The organism is Halomonas sp. LES1, assembly GCF_031846005.1.
Lineage (GTDB): Bacteria > Pseudomonadota > Gammaproteobacteria > Pseudomonadales > Halomonadaceae > Halomonas.
The window spans coordinates 279,959-296,892 of record NZ_JAVRGC010000004.1; the positions used below are offsets into that span (position 1 = coordinate 279,959).

Here is a 16,934-nt window from a genome sequence, read left to right on the forward strand (position 1 = left end):
ATAAGCGGTATCATGATAGAGAAAGCGTGCCGCGGTGATAAACCACACCACCTGGCCACTCACCGCGGAACTCATCAGGCAAGCCTCAGGATCCCGACATGCCCTCCGCTAGCGAATGCGTCCTTGCTCTCATCGATGACTTTCAGCAACGCCGCCCGATTCGTGCTGGCTCGCTGATCATCACTGTCTACGGTGATGCCATCGTTCCCCGCGGCGGCACCGTCTGGCTGGGAAGTCTATCGAAGCTGGTAGAGCCTATCGGGATCAACGAGCGTCTGGTACGCACCTCAGTCTATCGGCTGACACAAGAAACCTGGTTGCAGGGAGAAAAGGTTGGCCGGCGTAGCTACTACAGCCTGAGCGGGCCAGGCCAGCGCCGCTTCGACCAGGCCTTCAAGCGAGTCTATCATGGCACTCAAAGGCCATGGACAGGCCAGTGGACCCTGGTTCTATTGAGTCAGTTGAGCACGACACGCCGCCAAAAGGTGCGAGAAGAGCTGGAGTGGCTGGGGTTTGGTCACTTTGCTACAGGACTGCTAGCCCATCCGATCCTGTCCCCTAGCGAGGCACTCGGCGCCCTTCAGGAACTCGGCGATGCCGATGACGCCATCATCATGCAGACCGAAGCCCTAGAGCCGATAGCCAGCAGACCGCTACGTCTACAAGTGAGAGAGAGCTGGAACCTCGACGAACTGGCCGAGCACTATCAGCGCTTTCTGGCACTCTTCCGGCCGCTCTGGAAAGCGCTTAACGAGGAAAACCACCTCAGTGAAAGGGATTGCTTCATCGCTCGCACTCTGCTGATTCACGAGTATCGCCGGGTACAGTTGCGCGACCCTCAGCTCCCGGATGAGCTACTCCCTACTGCGTGGGAAGGCCGCAACGCCTACCAGCTTTGCCGAAATATCTACCGAATGATCTACCGCCGTGCCGAGAACTGGCTCGACCGCCACCTGGAGACCGCGGAAGGGCCACTGCCCGCCCCCGGCCCCAGCTTCTACCGACGCTTCGGCGGGCTGGAGTAGACTCGGCCAGCGCAGCCAGCCCTCTCGTTCCCATACCAATGCCCCCTGCTATAGCCTCATAGCAGGGGGCTGTACCGTTGCTGCTGCCAGTTCTCGGCGAGGGGCCGGGTCACACAACCCGACGACTGTTCGTCGGGCTCAGGTTCATGACTCCTTGCCCAAAGACTGCTGCTTGGGCTGAGTATCCCCCGCCTGCAGCCTTGGACGGTTAGCATCCAGCTCTGTCAGCGGTTCGCAAGGCTCCAGGCTGTCGCGACATCGCTCGGTCAGGCGCTGATACTCTCGGGTACCCTGCTGCTTCCAGGCCACTTCCTGATCGGAGAGTTCGCGTTTGACCTTGGCCGGCGCCCCCATCACCAGCGACTGGGGAGGGCACTCGAAGCCGGTCTTGACGAAGGCTGCCGCGGCGACGATGGAGCGAGTGCCGATCACGGCGTAGTCCATCACGACGGCATTCATGCCGACCATGGCGTCCTGCCCCACAATGCAGCCATGCAGCACGGCACCATGGCCAATATGGCCATTCTTCTCCACCCGCGTGACACAGCCAGGAAAACCATGCATCACGCAGGTATCCTGCAGATTGGCCCCCTCCTCCAGCACCAGTTGACCAAAGTCGCCGCGCATCACCGCACCGGGTCCCACATAGCAGCCGGGACCGACGATAACATCACCGATCAGCACCGCCGTGGGGTGAACATAGGCGGTGGGGTGTACCACCGGGGTCACCCCCTCGAGTCGATAGCAAGGCATATTTCTCTCCCCTCTCAGTTCAGCTGGATGAGTCCAGCTGGCCATGGCGGCGACTCTGAACCACCACGAAACGAGAAGCCACGAAGGCCTGGTCGCACAGCGAGGCGTTGGCCGCCGGATTGCCCCCGGTCGCATGGAAGTCGCTGAAGGCAGCGGACTGGTTGACCAGGATACCCCCGTCCAGATTGAGCGACAGCGGCACCGCCACCTCCATGGCCAGCTCCTCGAACCGGTCGGCGACCTCATCATCGGTAGTATAGGCACCGAAGGTGATGGCTCCTTTCTCGCCAATCACATCGCGGGCCAGCTCGATGCTATGCGCGGTGCTGTCAGTGGCGATCAAAAAGCCGATCGGGCCGAAGCGCTCCTCACTGAAAGCGTCGCGCTGGCTGGCATCCACCTTGAGCAGCAGCGGTGTATGGATACGCGCCTCGGGATACCGAGCATGCTGGCGCGGCTCGCTGTCCAGCAGCACCTCCCCCAGGCCACGACACTCCTCGATACGGGCGGCAGTGGCTGGCGTCTGGATAGCGCCCAGCACGGTACAGGCACGCTCATTATCGGCGAGGAATGCCTTGATGGCCTCGGACAGAGCACCGGCCACCTCATCGAAGGTGAGCCTGCCTTCAGGCGTCTGGATACCATCGCGGGGTAAATAGATGGCCTGGGGTGTGGTGCACATCTGGCCAGAGTAAAGGCTGAGGCTGAAAGCAAGGTTCTGGGCCACCGGCTCGATCCGCTCGAGGCTGTCGATGATGATGGTGTTGATGCCGGCCTTCTCAGTGAAGACTCGTGCCTGGGTGGCATTATGTTCCAACCACTCGCCGAAGGCACTGGAGCCGGTGAAGTCGATAAGTTTCACGGCTGGATCGAGGGCCAGCTCCTTGGCGACTGGAGCATCTGGACTGTCCGGCATCAGGCTCACCAGACAGGGGTCGAAGCCGGCCTCCTCGAGCACCTCCTGGGCGACGCGAGCGGTTATCGCCAACGGCAGGACGGCTCCTGGATGGGGCTTGAGGATCACCGGGTTACCGGTGGCCAGGCTGGCAAACAGGCCTGGATAGGTGTTCCAGGTGGGGAAGGTGGAGCAGGCCACCACCAGGGAGATGCCGCGGGGGACGATATGGTAGCGCTTGTCGAGTACCAGGGGGTCACGCTTGCCCTGGGGCTTGACCCACCTGGCCGTAGCCGGCACCTCTGACATCGCCTGCCAGGCGTAGGTCACGGCCTCGAGCCCCCGGTCCTGGGCGTGGGGCCCACCGGCCTGAAAGGCCATCAACGGTCCCTGCCCACTGGTATGGCTCACTGCCTGGGCGATCTCCGGACTCATGGCATTCAGACGCGCCAGGACCTCCAGACAGACGCCCACTCGTGCCTCGGCACCGGCGTCGCGCCAGGCCGGCATGGCGGCCTGCATGGACGCGATCAGCGCATCACGCTGGGGCTGATCGTAGGTCACCCCCAGCTCAAAACCGTAGGGAGAGACCTCACTTCCGACCCGGCCCGCCACGCTCGAGACCTTGAGAGAGAAATGCCGGTTGAGGAGCGCCTCAAAGTGCTGCGGTGCCGCCTTCACCGCCTCTTCTGGGTACTGCTTGATGCTCTCCGGATAAGGCGTCCAGAACTTCCGAGTGGCGACAGCCTCGAGGGACTGCTCTAGGGTCTCGCGATGGCGCTCGAACAACTGCTGGGCTTGCTGTGACATGCTGGCTCCTGCGCAGCGGGAGGCTGCATCCGATACGATTTAAAAGATGAAGCTACCCATAGCGTAACGAAACATCAAACCCAGGCTCACACCCCACAGCTTGAAAAGCCTGGAATAAAAAATAAATTTCAAATAAAAACAATGGCTTAATCAATATCATATGATCATGATCGACATGGTACGACCATGGTATAACCTCACTGTCCAGACAGGACTCCTCCTGCTGCAACCCTCTGAAAGTTAGACATTTTCAATATCGGCACCCTCAAACACGATACACCAAGACAATGTGCATCGATTTGATGCGTATCAAAATAAACCTATACTCGCTCCTATTGTTAACCTTGAAGGGCGGCGGTGCGCTGCCGCATCCATGCCGTGCCAGAGTGAGGTCACCATGCCGAATCACCTGATCGTTGAGGGACCGCAACTAGGAGTGCTGTCCATCAAACTGCATCGCCCAGAGGCTCTGAATGCCCTTAATACTGCCCTGTTGGCAGAGTTAGCCGACACTCTAATCGCTGCCCAGGATGACGCCGAGGTGCGCACTGTGGTGATAACCGGCAGTCAACGCGCCTTCGCCGCCGGCGCCGACATCAAGGAGATGGCCGAGCGCGACCTGGTCGGCATGCTGGAAGATCCACGCCAGCGGCATTGGTCCACCATCACACGCTTCAACAAACCAATTATCGCCGCAGTAAACGGTTTCTGCCTGGGCGGTGGCTGCGAACTGGCCATGCATGCCGACATCCTGATCGCCGGCGAGGACGCCCGCTTCGGCCAACCCGAGATCAACCTCGGCATCATGCCCGGTGCCGGCGGCACCCAGCGCCTGGTGCGTGCCGTGGGCAAGGCCCTGGCCACCCAGATGGTGCTCACCGGCGAGCCGATCAGCGCTCGCCGCGCCCTGGAAGCTGGCCTGGTCAGCGAAATCACCCAACCCGAGCTGACGGTGGAGCGCGCCATCGCCGTGGCCGAAACCATCGCTGCCAAGGCTCCTCTCGCAGTGCGACTGGCCCGGGAGGCCCTGCACAAGGCAGAGGATACCGACCTGGCTACCGGTCTTCGCTTCGAGCGCCATGCTTTTACCCTGCTGGCCGGCACCCAAGATCGCGAGGAGGGCATTCATGCCTTCCAGGAAAAACGCCCCGCCACCTTCAACGGGCACTGATACAGGACATTGATCATGAGTGAAGCGCCCCTGCTCTATTCCGTGGAAGACGGTGTCGCCCGCATTACCTTGAACCGACCCGACAGCCTCAACAGCTTCAACGCCGAGATGCATGCCGAAATGCGCCAGGCACTCAAGGCCGTGCGTCAGGACGAGAGCGTGCGCGCCCTGTTGTTGACCGGCAACGGTCGTGGCTTCAGCGCAGGCCAGGATCTGTCCGACCGCAACGTGGCCCCCGGCGCCGAGGCTCCCGACCTGGGGGAGTCCCTGGAGAAGCGCTACAACCCCATGCTGCGCACCATCCGCGACCTGCCGATTCCCACCATCTGTGCGGTGAACGGCGTTGCCGCAGGCGCCGGGGCCAATATTGCCCTGGCATGTGACATCGTGCTGGCGGCACGCTCGGCCAGCTTTATTCAGGCCTTCTGCAAGATTGGCCTGATCCCCGACTCCGGCGGTACCTGGTCACTTCCTCACCTGGTAGGCATGGCCCGCGCCAAGGGGCTGGCAATGTTGGGTGACAAGCTCAGCGCCGAGCAGGCCGAGCAGTGGGGCATGATCTGGAAGGTTGTCGACGACGACTCTCTACAGGATGAGTCCCGTGCTCTGGCCCGTCATCTGGCTACTCAGCCGACTCGTGGCCTGGCATTGATCAAGCGCGCCCTGCACGCCAGCACCGACAACAGCTTCGATGCACAGCTGGATCTCGAGCGCGACCTGCAGCGACTCGCCGGCCGCACGGACGACTACCGCGAGGGCGTCAGCGCCTTCATGGAAAAACGCCAGCCCAATTTCAAGGGGGAGTGAAATGCCAGCCCTCGCACCCAGCGACATTATCGCCGTGATCGGTGCTGGCGCCATGGGCGCCGGCATCGCCCAGGTGGCTGCCCAGGCTGGTCATCCGGTGCGCCTCTATGACAATCGTGAAGGAGCGGCTCAGTCCGGTATAGACGGCGTGCGCCACCAGCTCGAGAAGCGTGTGGCCCGAGGCAAGATGGCCCAGGATGACGTGGAGACAATTATCGCGCGCATGACACCGGCCGCCACTCTTGCCGAGCTGGCCGATAGCCGACTGGTAATCGAGGCGATCGTCGAGAGTCTCGAGGTCAAGCGCCAGGTCTTCGCCGAGCTCGAGTCAGTGTGTGGCCCCGAAACCCTGCTGACCAGCAACACCTCCTCGCTGTCGATCACCTCCATCGCCGCCGGCCTGGAGCGCCCCGAGCGATTGGCGGGTATGCACTTCTTCAACCCCGCGCCGGTCATGAAACTGGTCGAGGTGATCTCGGGGCTGGCTACCGAAGCCGAAGTCGCCGAGACCCTCTACGCCACCGCCGAGGCCTGGGGCAAGGTACCGGTCCACGCCAGCTCCACCCCAGGCTTCATCGTCAACCGGGTAGCGCGCCCCTTCTACGCCGAGGGGCTACGCCTGATGCAGGAGGGTGCCGCGACCCCTGCCACCCTGGATGCCCTGCTGCGCCAGGCCGGCGGCTTTCGCATGGGCCCCTTCGAGCTGATGGACCTGATCGGCCACGACGTCAACTACGCCGTGACCCGCTCGGTATTCGACGCCTACTACGGCGACACCCGCTTCGAGCCTTCACTGGTGCAGCATGCACTGGTCGAAGCCGGCCGTCTGGGCCGCAAGAGTGGCCAGGGGTTCTACGACTATCGAGAAGGCGCCGAGAGCGCTGTCCCCAATGCTGCCTCACCGGTAGAAGCCGACCTGCCGCCGCTGATCATCGAGGGCCAGGCGGGCAATATCACCCCGCTGGTGACCCGCGCCGAGCAGGCAGGACTCGAGATCGTTCGCCGCGAGAGCATCTCCGGCCAGCCTCGCCTGCGCCTCGGCGGCCTGACGCTGGCCCTGAGCGATGGTCGCTGCGCCACCGAACGCGCCTGTGACGAGGGTCTCGAGGCCCTGGTCCTGTTCGACCTCTGCCTTGACTACAACAGCGCCAGCGCCATCGCCCTGGCGGCAAGCCCTGGCGTCGATGCCGAGAGTCACGACCTGGCCACGGCACTCTTCCAGCGCCTGGGCATGGAAGTCTGCTGGCTGACCGACACCCCCGGCCTGGTAGTGCTGCGCACCGTGGCCATGCTGGCCAACGAGGCCGCCGACGCCGTACTGCAAGGGGTGTGCAGCGCCCAGGACTGCGACCGCGCCATGCAGGCCGGCCTTAACTATCCCCGTGGACCGCTGGCCTGGGCCGACGGCCTGGGACTCGACTTCGTGCACCGCACCCTGAGCCACCTGCAGCAGAGTTACGGTGAGGAGCGCTATCGCGCCTCCTTCCTGCTGCGCCGCCAGGCCCTGGCCGGGAGCTGCTTCCATGAATAAAAGTGAATTGAGCCCCCAGCAGCTGGCGGAAGCCTGTGCCGACGCCATGTTCTCTCGCGACGGCGCCAGTCAGGGCCTGGGCATGCGTATCGTGAGCGTAGCACCCGGCCGGGCCGTGATTACCATGACCGTACGCCAGGACATGGTGCAAGGGCACGGCAATTGTCACGGCGGCTTTATCTTCGCCCTGGCCGACTCCGCCTTTGCCTTCGCCTGCAATACCTATGATGAAGCCACCGTGGCTTCGGGCTGCAGCATCGACTATCTAGGCCCCGGCCAGCTGGGCGACACCCTTACCGCCACCGCCGAGGAGCGCAGCCGAGGCGGGCGCACCGGCATCTACGACATCACCGTGCGCAATCAGCACGACCAGGAGGTCGCCCTGTTTCGCGGCCGCTCCTACAAGATCCGCGGCACCGTACGCCGCCTGGAAGACACCGCCGCTGGAGAGACCCAATGAAAGACGCCTATATCATCGATGCCATCCGCACCCCCATCGGCCGCTATGGTGGCGTCCTCTCCCCCGTGCGGGCCGACGACCTGGGCGCCGTCCCCATGCGGGCCTTGATGGAGCGTAACTCTTCGGTGGATTGGTCCCAGGTGGACGATCTCTTCTATGGCTGCGCCAACCAGGCCGGTGAGGACAACCGCAACGTGGCTCGCATGTCGGCACTGCTTGCCGGGCTGCCGGTGCAAGTCCCAGGCACCACCCTCAATCGTCTGTGTGGCTCCGGCATGGATGCTATCGGCAATGCTGCCCGCACCATCAAGGCGGGTGAGGCAGGCTTGATGATCGCCGGTGGCGTCGAGTCCATGTCCCGAGCCCCGTTCGTGATGGGCAAGGCAGAAAAGGCTTACTCACGCAGCGCCGAGATCCACGACACCACCATCGGCTGGCGTTTCGTCAATCGCCAGATGAAGACCCAGTTCGGCATCGACTCCATGCCGGAAACCGCCGAGAACGTGGCCGAGCAGTTCAATATCTCCCGCGAGGACCAGGACGCCTTCGCCCTGCGCAGTCAGCAGCGCACCGCCGCCGCCATGCAGGCCGGTCGCCTGGCCGAGGAGATCGTCCCCGTCGAGGTCCCGCGCCGTAAGCAGGAGCCCCTGGTCGTCGATACTGATGAGCACCCACGTGCGTCGACCACCCTGGAACAGCTGGCCAAGTTACCCACGCCATTCCGCGAGGGTGGCAGCGTCACCGCCGGCAATGCCTCCGGCGTCAACGACGGTGCCTGCGCCCTGCTGCTGGCCTCGCCCGAACAGGCCGAGCGCTTCGCTCTCAAGCCCCGAGCCCGAGTGGTTGGCATGGCGACTGCCGGCGTCGAGCCCCGCATCATGGGCTTCGGCCCGGCTCCGGCCAGCCGCAAGGTGCTCGCCCAGACCGGTCTGACCCTCGAACAGATGGACGTGATCGAGCTCAACGAAGCCTTCGCTGCCCAGGCTCTGGCGGTGACCCGTGACCTCGGCCTCCCCGACGACGCCGAGCACGTCAATCCCAACGGCGGTGCCATTGCCCTGGGCCATCCGCTGGGCATGAGCGGTGCTCGTCTAGTAACCACCGCCCTGCATGAACTCGAACGCCGGCAGGGACGCTATGCGCTTTGCACCATGTGCATTGGCGTGGGTCAAGGTATCGCCCTGATCATCGAACGCCTTTAAGCGCACATTACAACAACCCCTGCGACCGGAGCTCCCATGAAACAGACCGTCAAGCCCATCGACACCGCCAACCTCGACCATCTGGAAACTGCCAGCATCGACGAGCTACGCAGTACTCAGCTCAAGCGCCTGCAGTGGAGCCTGAAGCACGCCTACGACAATGTGGACTTCTATCGCCAGTCCTTTGACAGTGCCGGCGTGCACCCCGAAGACATCAAGAGTATCGAGGATCTCGGCAAACTCCCCTTCACTACCAAGGCTGACCTGCGGGACAACTACCCCTTCGGCATGTACGCCACACCGATGAGCGATATCGTACGAATTCACGCCTCCAGTGGCACCACCGGCCAGCCTACCGTGGTGGGATATACACAGAATGACATCGATATCTGGGCCGATGTTGTCGCTCGCTCCATCCGCGCAGCCGGCGGCAGCCGTAACGACAAGGTACATGTGGCCTACGGATATGGTTTGTTCACAGGCGGACTCGGTGCCCATTATGGCGCCGAACGACTGGGCTGCGCGGTAATTCCAATGTCTGGTGGGCAGACCGAGAAGCAGGTGCAGCTGATACGTGACTTTCAGCCAGAAATCATCATGGTGACTCCATCTTACATGCTCAACATTGCCGATGAGATGGAGCGGCAAGGTATCGATCCGCACAAACTGCCACTGCGGACCGGCATCTTTGGCGCCGAGCCCTGGACCAATGACATGCGTCTCTCCCTCGAACAGCGCTTGGGTATCGATGCTTTGGATATTTACGGTCTGTCGGAGGTAATGGGGCCGGGCGTTGGCATGGAGTGCCTGGAAACCAAGGACGGCCCGACCATCTGGGAGGATCACTTCTACCCCGAGATCATCGATCCCATCAGCGGCGAACTGCTTCCCGACGGCGAGTATGGCGAACTGGTCTTCACCACCCTGACCAAGGAAGCGCTGCCGGTGATCCGCTACCGCACCCGTGACCTGACCCGCTTGTTGCCAGGCACCGCACGCCCCATGCGTCGTATCGACAAGATTACCGGCCGCAGCGACGACATGCTGATCATTCGCGGGGTCAATGTCTTCCCGACACAGATCGAAGAACAGCTGCTCAAGATCGAACAACTCTCCCCACACTATGAGATCGAAGTGACACGCCAAGGCAACATGGACATGGTCCGCGTACGGGTCGAGGCTTGCAACAACGATGTCGCCCGCGACCCAGTGGCCTGCGAGCAGCTGGCTGGACACCTGCAGCACGCTATCAAGACCTATGTAGGCATCAGCAGCAAGGTCGATGTCTGCAGCGTGGAAGAGGTCATGCGCTCGGTAGGCAAGGCCAAGCGCGTGAAAGACCTGCGATAACCATATGGTGATACAACTTTAATACCAGGCAAGCCAATTTGCGTATCGCTTTTTGAGCCGACCTGCTATGCTGTGGGAACAGCCAGGCAACCCAGGCTCAACCCATTACTGGAGAGTATAAAGATGTCCTATGAAAAGCAGGTATCTCTTCAAGAACAGCAGTTCATGGACAAGATCAATGCTGAAGAGAAGATCGAGCCCAAGGACTGGATGCCCGAAAAGTATCGCAAGAACCTGATTCGCCAGATTTCTCAGCATGCCCACTCCGAAGTCATCGGCATGCAGCCGGAAGGGAACTTCTTGACCCGCGCGCCCTCCCTGCGTCGCAAGGCAATCCTGCTCTCGAAGATCCAGGATGAAGCGGGGCATGGACTCTACCTCTACAGCGCGGCGGAGACCCTGGGGACTACTCGTGAAGAGATGATCGAGGCGCTACAGAGTGGCAAGGCGAAATACGCTTCGATCTTCAACTACCCTGCTTTGACCTGGGGTGACATGGGTGCCATCGGCTGGCTGGTCGATGGGGCAGCCATCGTCAACCAGGTATCCCTGCAGCGCACCTCCTACGGGCCCTACTCGCGCGGCATGATTCGTATCTGCAAGGAGGAGAGTTTTCACCAGCGCCAGGGTTACGACATCATGTTGTCGCTGGTCAATGGTACTCCGGAACAGAAGGCAATGGCTCAGGACTCCCTGAACCGCTTCTACTGGCCCGCATTGATGATGTTCGGTCCTCACGATTCAGAGTCTGCTCATTCCGCGAAGTCCATGGAATGGAAAATCAAGCGTGAAACAAACGATGACCTTCGCCAGAAGTTCATCGATCAAACCGCGTCACAGATTGAATTTCTCGGTCTCGAGCACCCCGACAAGGATCTAAAGTGGAATGAAGAGCGCGGCCACTATGATAGCGGTGAAATCGACTGGGAAGAGTTCTACAACGTAATTGCTGGTAATGGCCACTGTAATCGTCAGCGCCTTGAGCATCATATTCAGGCTCACGAAGAGGGTGCCTGGGTCCGTGAGGCTCTAGCTGCCTATAATGCCAAAAAGCAGGCAAAGAAAACCAAGGCCGCTTAAGGAGAAATGACCATGAAAGACAACGCTCTGGAACTTTTCGAAGTCTTTATTCGCTCTAAGCGCGGGCTTGATCATAAACATGTCGGCAGCCTGCATTCCGAAGACCATGCCCAGGCACTCGAGTATGCTCGTGATGTCTATACGCGGCGCAGTGAAGGCGTCAGCATCTGGGTAGTCAAGTCGTCGGATATTTGCGCATCTCAGGAAGACGATGCAGAAGACTTCTTCGACCCCAACGATGACAAGCCCTATCGGCACGCGACTTATTACGAACTCCCCGATGCCGTCAACAACATGTAAACAAGCGGAGATAGCGTAATGAGCAATGACATCAAGAGTGCCACTCTAGAGTACACAACCCGCCTAGGCGATGACTCCATCGTTCTGGGGCACAGGATTTCGGAGTGGGTAAGTCGCGGACCTTTCCTCGAAGAGGACATCGCCTATGCCAACGTGGCACTGGACTATGTCGGTCGCGCCCGCATGTTCTTCGGCTATGCAGCGGAGCTGGCCAGTGATGGGCGCACAGAGGACGACTTTGCCTACATGCGCGACGACCGTCAGTACCGCAATCTACTGCTGATGGAGATGCCCCGCGGCGACTTCGCCTACTCACAGGTTCGACAGCTCTTTGTGGACGTCTACTACAGCCTGGTACTGCCCGAGCTGATGGACTCCAAGGACGATACCCTGGCAGCCATCGCAGCCAAGGCCATCAAGGAGACCCGGTATCACCTGCGCCGCAGCCGCGACTGGGTACTGCGTCTTGGAGACGGCACCGAGGAGAGCCATCAGCGCGCACAGAAGGCGGTCAACAGCCTCTGGGGTTATACCCACGAGATGTTCGAGATGGATGAAACCGAGAGCGTCCTGGCCGACAACGGTATCGGAGTTGATACCACCAAGCTACGCGACGAGTGGCTCAGGCAGGTTAGCAGCATCCTCACGGAAGCGACCCTCGAAGTGCCGGAAGATGGCTGGGCAGTGCGCGGTGGACGTATCGGCTACCACACCGAAAATCTGGGTCACCTGCTGACAGAGATGCAATTCGTGCACCGCTCCTATCCTGGCTGCCAATGGTAGTCAAGTATATTGGGTGATTTGTTATGAGCGAAATATCGTTAATGCCGGAGGAACAGTACCATCGGTTACAGCAGCGTAGCAGCTCCGAGGTAAAAGAGCTCTGGGACCTGCTTGACGAGGTCAAGGATCCCGAAATACCGGTGCTGAGCATCTGGGACCTGGGTATCTTGCGTGATATTGAGCGTCATGGTGAGCATATTATCGTTACCATTACGCCAACTTACTCCGGCTGTCCGGCAATCAATACCATTACCGAAGACATCGAAGCCGCACTGAACGCCAAGGGGTATGAAAGCCTTGAAGTAAAAGTACAGCTATCACCCGCTTGGAGCTCCGAGTGGATGTCGCCGGAGGGGCGTCGCAACCTGCGCAATTATGGTGTCGCTCCGCCAGAAGATGCTGATATAACCGAAGATGGCTTGACACCCGACGCTCATGCCATTTGCCCGCACTGTAGCTCGCGTGACACAAGGCTCCTCAGCGAATTTGGCTCCACCGCATGCAAGGCCCTGTTCCAGTGCCAAGCATGCAAGGAAACTTTTGACTATTTCAAGACAATATAGGCTACGTGATGTCTGACACGAACTTCTATACGCTGAGAATCGCCGACGTCCAGCCGGAGACAGATACCGCCATCTGCGTGACCTTCGACGTCCCCGAGGAGCTGAAAGCTACATTCGATTTCATTCAGGGACAATTTCTGACTCTGCGGACCTGGATCGACGGAGAGGAAGTACGTCGCTCCTACTCTATCTGTTCCGGTATCAATGATGGTCATATGAGAGTTGGCATCAAGCGCGTCAAGAATGGAAGGTTTTCCAACTACGCCAATGACCATTTCAAGCGTGGTATGGAAGTTGATGTCATGCCGCCACAGGGTACGTTTTATACACAGCTGGACCCTGAAAATGCCAAGAACTACATGTGCATAGCAGCGGGGTCAGGCATCACACCAACTCTCTCTATCATCAAGTCAGTGCTTGACACCGAGCCAAACAGCAGAGTGACATTGATTTACGGAAACCGCCGTAGCAGCTCGGTTATGTTCAAGGATGAACTAAGCTTCGTAAAGAACCGTCACCTGGACCGGTTTCAGTGGATCAATGTAATGAACTACGAAGACCAGGGGGCGGATCTTCTTAACGGTATCATCGATAACAAGAAAGGCTATGCACTACAAAAAAGTGGCCTTATCGATATCAAGAATACCGATGAAGCCTTTATCTGTGGCCCTGAAGCCATGATGTCTGAGGTCTCACATGGTTTTCGTCTCGAAGGCCTGAGCAATGAGCAGATCCACTATGAGCTGTTCGCTAACTCCGCGGCAGATTCCGAGAAGATGCTCGCCAAGGCGCAACAGCGTATCGAGGAGTACGGCGAGGAGAAGACCAGCAAGGTCACCGTGGTTGCGGATGGACGCTCGGTCATGTTCGACCTGGCGACAGTAGGTGAGAATATTCTCGATGCCGGGATCGCCAACGGCATGGATCTTCCTTACTCATGCAAGGCCGGGGTCTGTTCCACCTGCAAGTGCAAGCTGATTGTGGGCGAGGTCGACATGGACGTGGCTCATGGACTCGAGAAACACGAAATCGAAGCTGGCTATGTGCTGAGCTGCCAGGCTCACCCCCTCACCGATGAAGTGACTCTCGACTTCGATCAGCGCTGATATTCGTCCAAGCCACTTATCCCGCTCGCTTCGCCCCATACCATGTTCTGGCTACGGTGACGAATCTTGTCGTCACCGGTCAACACTTTTTTACTGGGAGAACGTTTAATGTCAGTCCTTCAAAGTTATATCGCCGGCCAGTGGCTGGGTGAAACACCAGCCAAGGCACTGCCCAGTGCCATCAATGGCGACATCATTGCCCATACCCATGAAGAAGTCATCGACTTTGCACAAGCCGTCGAATACGGACGAAGAACTGGTGTAAAAAATCTGCTGACACTGGATTTTCAACAGCGCGCAGCAATCCTCAAAGAGCTGGCTATTTATATCCAGGAGCGCAAGAAGGAACTGTACGCTATTTCTTATCATACCGGATGCACGCAGGCGGACTCCGGCATCGACATCGACGGCGGTTTCAGCACCCTGTTTAGCTACGCCTCCATGGGCCGCAAGGAGCTGCCTTCCGGTAATGTGGCTCACGAAGGCCCGGTAACCCAGCTAGGCAAGGATAATCACTTCAACGGCACCCATATCCTCGTACCACGTCGCGGTGTCTCGGTACATATCAACGCCTTCAACTTCCCCATCTGGGGCATGCTGGAGAAGTTTGCCCCGGCATTCCTGGCGGGTATGCCGTGCATTTTCAAGCCAGCGACCGCCACCAGCTACCTCACCGAAGCGACAGTGCGGCTTATGCATGACTCCGGTCTGCTTCCCGAGGGTGCTCTGCAGCTTATCATCGGCGGTACCGGTGACCTGCTGGACCACCTGAATGAACAGGACTTTGTCACCTTCACCGGCTCCGCCAGCACCGCCCTGAAGCTGAAGAATCACCCCAATATCATGGCCAGGAGCATCCCCTTCAATGCCGAAGCGGACTCCCTCAACAGCGCCATCATGGCCCCGGACGTCACACCGCAAGATGAAGAATTCGACATCTTCGCCAAGGAAGTCGTAAAGGAGATGATCGCCAAGGCCGGTCAGAAGTGTACCGCCATTCGCCGGGTTCTAGTGCCAGCGGAACATCTGGACGCCTTGACCGAGCGGCTCAAGGAGCGCCTGAGCAGGATCAGTTACGGTAACCCGGCAGAGGAAGGTGTTCGGCTGGGAGCCCTTGCCTCACAGAGTCAGCTTCAGGACGTCAATGATGCGATCGACCGCCTTCTGGAATCCAGCGAGTGCGCCTACGGCAAGACCGAAGACCTCAAGCCCGTGGGTGAAGGCGTGGAAAACGGTGCCTTTATCGCCCCCCACCTGCTGATCAACCGCGCCCCCATGGATGATGGCGGCGCCCACGACATCGAGGCCTTCGGCCCGGTGGCTACCCTCATGCCCTATAACGGTATCGATGAGGCCCTCGCTATCGCCGCCAAGGGCAAGGGCAGCCTGGTGACTACCCTCACCACCAAGGACCCCGCTATCGCTGCACAGATGATCCCGGTGCTGGCCGCCCAGCATGGTCGCCTGCAGATTCTGGATGCTCAGGCATCGAAAGAATCCACGGGTCACGGCTCCCCCCTCCCCATGCTCAAGCACGGCGGCCCAGGCCGCGCCGGCGGTGGCGAGGAACTGGGCGGCATGCGCGCTGTGCATCACTACCTACAGCGCACCGCCATTCAGGGCTCACCGACCATGGTAGCTGCCGTTACACGTGAGTATGTGCGTGGCGCCGAAGTGATCGAGAGCGATGTCCACCCATTCCGTCGGCACTTCGATACTCTGCAGGTCGGCGAATCCCTGCTGACTCATCGCCGCACCGTTACCGAAGCGGACATCGTCAACTTCGGCTGTCTTTCCGGCGACCATTTCTATATGCACTTCGATGAAATCGCCGCGCAAAAGACCCAGTTCAAGCAGCGCATCGCTCACGGCTACTTCGTGCTATCCGCAGCTGCTGGCTTGTTCATCTACCCGGGTGAAGGCCCCGTCCTGGCCAACTATGGCCTGGACACCCTGCGCTTTATCACTCCGGTAGCCGCCGGTGACACCATCCGCGCCCGTCTGACATGCAAGCGCAAGATCGACCAGGGCCGTACCTCCCCTGAAGGACATCCCCAGGGCGTAGTCATGTGGGATGTCGCGGTTACCAATCAGCATGACGAGTTGGTTGCCAGCTATGACATTCTGACGCTGGTCGCCAAACAGCAGTAAGCCCTCGATATCGGTGATGAGGCCTGACTGCTGATAGGCAGCAGGCCCGAACCTGACACCATCCCACGCAAAGCGGGTGCTTTTATGCCGATACCGGCATAAAAGCACCCGCTACGTCCTCACACTCTACATTCAAGCACCTGAATTCAAGCGATAATAAGCACAGCACCCGGCCTCATTGCTCTCACGCGGCTCCCTGATGCTACGACGGACTCAATCCGAGCAGCCAAGCACCACATCCCACTTCTCACTCTATCGCTGCCTCAGCTTCCTCCGGGCCATGAGCCATAAAGCTCTCAGCGTTCGGACAGAAGCCACGACACGCCTCAATACCGGCACCAGCCCGCATTGCCTTCCAGCAATGACCGGCCACTTCGCAGCGATTGCAGGCAGATTCCAATGACATCAGTTCATCATGAGCAATGGCGTCTGGAATCACCTCGAAGGTCTTCATCATCGCCGGCATCAATACCTCTGAGGGCTTGAAGGCTGGCACCCGATTGTCATCGATGGTCCGCCCCATGGCCCTCTCCAGCGGCATGCTCAAAGGCTGCGTCAGGTCACAGAGCATCTCTTCCAGGGCCTCCGGAGCATGGTACCGAAGCTCACGAACCACGCGTTCCCCTTGGATATAATCAGACAATCTTTCCATTTTCGCTCTCCTCGTTTCGTAACACTTACTGCTCACTTTCAGGATAGCGCAACGGGAGTCACCCTGATTTGACTGACGTCAAATCAGGGTGGCTCTTGATACTAAAAATTATTTAACAAAGTATTTTATGTATCTGCTTCTACTATTGCTTCGACGTCTCAGCTAATCAATAGAGCAGATCGGGAAGGAAGAGCACAATGCCCGGCAACAGCAGCACCAGCAAGGCGCGAAGCGTGCCCGCCACCCAGAACGGCGTCACACCGCGGAAGATCGTTCCCGTCGCCACGTCCGGCAG

16 protein-coding genes are annotated in these 16,934 nt (G+C 59.7%); 13 read left to right on the forward strand and 3 right to left on the reverse strand.

What is annotated here, in order from left to right; translation table 11 throughout:
- Nucleotides 1-98 precede the first annotated feature (98 nt).
- Nucleotides 99-1,025, forward strand: coding sequence for a phenylacetic acid degradation operon negative regulatory protein PaaX (paaX, locus tag RM463_RS11625; protein ID WP_195689676.1), 927 nt, complete (start codon nt 99-101; stop codon nt 1,023-1,025).
- A gap of 144 nt (nt 1,026-1,169) precedes the next feature.
- On the opposite strand, the gene paaY is transcribed toward paaX, so the two are convergent.
- Together paaY and paaN are read right to left on the reverse strand one after the other, a co-directional pair.
- Nucleotides 1,170-1,778, reverse strand: coding sequence for a phenylacetic acid degradation protein PaaY (paaY, locus tag RM463_RS11630; RefSeq protein ID WP_195689677.1), 609 nt, complete (start codon nt 1,776-1,778; stop codon nt 1,170-1,172).
- 19 nt (nt 1,779-1,797) lie between these two features.
- Entirely contained in the window at nt 1,798-3,483 is a 1,686-nt protein-coding gene (paaN, locus tag RM463_RS11635) for a phenylacetic acid degradation protein PaaN (protein WP_311430130.1), read from the reverse strand.
- Between the two features lie 397 nt (nt 3,484-3,880).
- Between paaN and paaF the strand changes: the two genes are divergently transcribed.
- The 12 genes from paaF (at nt 3,881) to paaZ (ending at nt 15,987) form a co-directional block, all read left to right on the forward strand.
- Nucleotides 3,881-4,654 (forward strand): 2,3-dehydroadipyl-CoA hydratase PaaF, encoded by a 774-nt coding sequence (gene paaF / locus RM463_RS11640; protein WP_311430131.1) that lies wholly within the window; start codon nt 3,881-3,883, stop codon nt 4,652-4,654.
- A gap of 15 nt (nt 4,655-4,669) precedes the next feature.
- A complete protein-coding gene (paaG, locus tag RM463_RS11645; RefSeq protein WP_311430132.1) occupies nt 4,670-5,461 on the forward strand; it encodes a 2-(1,2-epoxy-1,2-dihydrophenyl)acetyl-CoA isomerase PaaG in 792 nt (263 codons plus the stop codon).
- A gap of 1 nt (nt 5,462) precedes the next feature.
- Nucleotides 5,463-6,992: a 3-hydroxyacyl-CoA dehydrogenase PaaH gene (gene paaH / locus RM463_RS11650; protein WP_311430133.1), complete on the forward strand. Its 1,530-nt coding sequence runs from the start codon at nt 5,463-5,465 to the stop codon at nt 6,990-6,992.
- A complete protein-coding gene (gene paaI / locus RM463_RS11655; RefSeq protein WP_195689682.1) occupies nt 6,985-7,452 on the forward strand; it encodes a hydroxyphenylacetyl-CoA thioesterase PaaI in 468 nt (155 codons plus the stop codon). Before paaH ends, paaI begins: the two co-directional genes overlap by 8 nt.
- Nucleotides 7,449-8,654 carry a 3-oxoadipyl-CoA thiolase gene (gene pcaF, locus RM463_RS11660; protein ID WP_311430134.1) on the forward strand — a complete coding sequence of 402 codons (1,206 nt, stop codon included), beginning with the start codon at nt 7,449-7,451 and terminating at the stop codon, nt 8,652-8,654. The genes paaI and pcaF overlap by 4 nt, the downstream gene beginning before the upstream one ends.
- A gap of 36 nt (nt 8,655-8,690) precedes the next feature.
- Complete coding sequence (gene paaK / locus RM463_RS11665; RefSeq protein WP_195689684.1) at nt 8,691-10,004, forward strand: phenylacetate--CoA ligase PaaK; 1,314 nt, start codon at nt 8,691-8,693, stop codon at nt 10,002-10,004.
- Nucleotides 10,005-10,127: 123 nt separating this feature from the next.
- Nucleotides 10,128-11,084 (forward strand): 1,2-phenylacetyl-CoA epoxidase subunit PaaA, encoded by a 957-nt coding sequence (paaA, locus tag RM463_RS11670; RefSeq protein ID WP_195689685.1) that lies wholly within the window; start codon nt 10,128-10,130, stop codon nt 11,082-11,084.
- Nucleotides 11,085-11,096: 12 nt separating this feature from the next.
- Nucleotides 11,097-11,384 carry a 1,2-phenylacetyl-CoA epoxidase subunit PaaB gene (gene paaB, locus RM463_RS11675; protein ID WP_229333176.1) on the forward strand — a complete coding sequence of 96 codons (288 nt, stop codon included), beginning with the start codon at nt 11,097-11,099 and terminating at the stop codon, nt 11,382-11,384.
- 18 nt (nt 11,385-11,402) lie between these two features.
- Nucleotides 11,403-12,167, forward strand: coding sequence for a 1,2-phenylacetyl-CoA epoxidase subunit PaaC (gene paaC, locus RM463_RS11680; RefSeq protein ID WP_311430135.1), 765 nt, complete (start codon nt 11,403-11,405; stop codon nt 12,165-12,167).
- Nucleotides 12,168-12,190: 23 nt separating this feature from the next.
- Nucleotides 12,191-12,730 (forward strand): 1,2-phenylacetyl-CoA epoxidase subunit PaaD, encoded by a 540-nt coding sequence (paaD, locus tag RM463_RS11685; RefSeq protein ID WP_195689688.1) that lies wholly within the window; start codon nt 12,191-12,193, stop codon nt 12,728-12,730.
- Between the two features lie 8 nt (nt 12,731-12,738).
- Nucleotides 12,739-13,836 carry a 1,2-phenylacetyl-CoA epoxidase subunit PaaE gene (paaE, locus tag RM463_RS11690; RefSeq protein ID WP_311430136.1) on the forward strand — a complete coding sequence of 366 codons (1,098 nt, stop codon included), beginning with the start codon at nt 12,739-12,741 and terminating at the stop codon, nt 13,834-13,836.
- A 108-nt stretch (nt 13,837-13,944) separates the two neighbouring features.
- Nucleotides 13,945-15,987, forward strand: a complete 2,043-nt coding sequence (gene paaZ / locus RM463_RS11695; protein ID WP_311430137.1) for a phenylacetic acid degradation bifunctional protein PaaZ — start codon at nt 13,945-13,947, stop codon at nt 15,985-15,987.
- A gap of 247 nt (nt 15,988-16,234) precedes the next feature.
- Here the strand turns inward: paaZ and RM463_RS11700 are convergent, their stop codons facing one another.
- Nucleotides 16,235-16,639, reverse strand: coding sequence for a hypothetical protein (locus RM463_RS11700; RefSeq protein WP_195689691.1), 405 nt, complete (start codon nt 16,637-16,639; stop codon nt 16,235-16,237).
- Between the last annotated feature and the right edge of the window lie 295 nt (nt 16,640-16,934).

Excerpts from the sequence above, each read along its gene's own strand:
- paaA (WP_195689685.1), top strand. The coding sequence starts at position 10,128 with ATGTCCTATGAAAAGCAGGTATCTCTTCAAGAACAGCAGTTCATGGAC.
- paaH (WP_311430133.1), top strand. The coding sequence starts at position 5,463 with ATGCCAGCCCTCGCACCCAGCGACATTATCGCCGTGATCGGTGCTGGC.
- paaE (WP_311430136.1), top strand. The coding sequence starts at position 12,739 with ATGTCTGACACGAACTTCTATACGCTGAGAATCGCCGACGTCCAGCCG.
- paaX (WP_195689676.1), top strand. The coding sequence starts at position 99 with ATGCCCTCCGCTAGCGAATGCGTCCTTGCTCTCATCGATGACTTTCAG.
- paaC (WP_311430135.1), top strand. The coding sequence starts at position 11,403 with ATGAGCAATGACATCAAGAGTGCCACTCTAGAGTACACAACCCGCCTA.
- RM463_RS11700 (WP_195689691.1), bottom strand. The coding sequence starts at position 16,639 with ATGGAAAGATTGTCTGATTATATCCAAGGGGAACGCGTGGTTCGTGAG.
- paaY (WP_195689677.1), bottom strand. The coding sequence starts at position 1,778 with ATGCCTTGCTATCGACTCGAGGGGGTGACCCCGGTGGTACACCCCACC.
- paaZ (WP_311430137.1), top strand. The coding sequence starts at position 13,945 with ATGTCAGTCCTTCAAAGTTATATCGCCGGCCAGTGGCTGGGTGAAACA.
- paaK (WP_195689684.1), top strand. The coding sequence starts at position 8,691 with ATGAAACAGACCGTCAAGCCCATCGACACCGCCAACCTCGACCATCTG.
- paaN (WP_311430130.1), bottom strand. The coding sequence starts at position 3,483 with ATGTCACAGCAAGCCCAGCAGTTGTTCGAGCGCCATCGCGAGACCCTA.
- paaD (WP_195689688.1), top strand. The coding sequence starts at position 12,191 with ATGAGCGAAATATCGTTAATGCCGGAGGAACAGTACCATCGGTTACAG.
- paaG (WP_311430132.1), top strand. The coding sequence starts at position 4,670 with ATGAGTGAAGCGCCCCTGCTCTATTCCGTGGAAGACGGTGTCGCCCGC.
- paaI (WP_195689682.1), top strand. The coding sequence starts at position 6,985 with ATGAATAAAAGTGAATTGAGCCCCCAGCAGCTGGCGGAAGCCTGTGCC.
- paaF (WP_311430131.1), top strand. The coding sequence starts at position 3,881 with ATGCCGAATCACCTGATCGTTGAGGGACCGCAACTAGGAGTGCTGTCC.
- paaB (WP_229333176.1), top strand. The coding sequence starts at position 11,097 with ATGAAAGACAACGCTCTGGAACTTTTCGAAGTCTTTATTCGCTCTAAG.
- pcaF (WP_311430134.1), top strand. The coding sequence starts at position 7,449 with ATGAAAGACGCCTATATCATCGATGCCATCCGCACCCCCATCGGCCGC.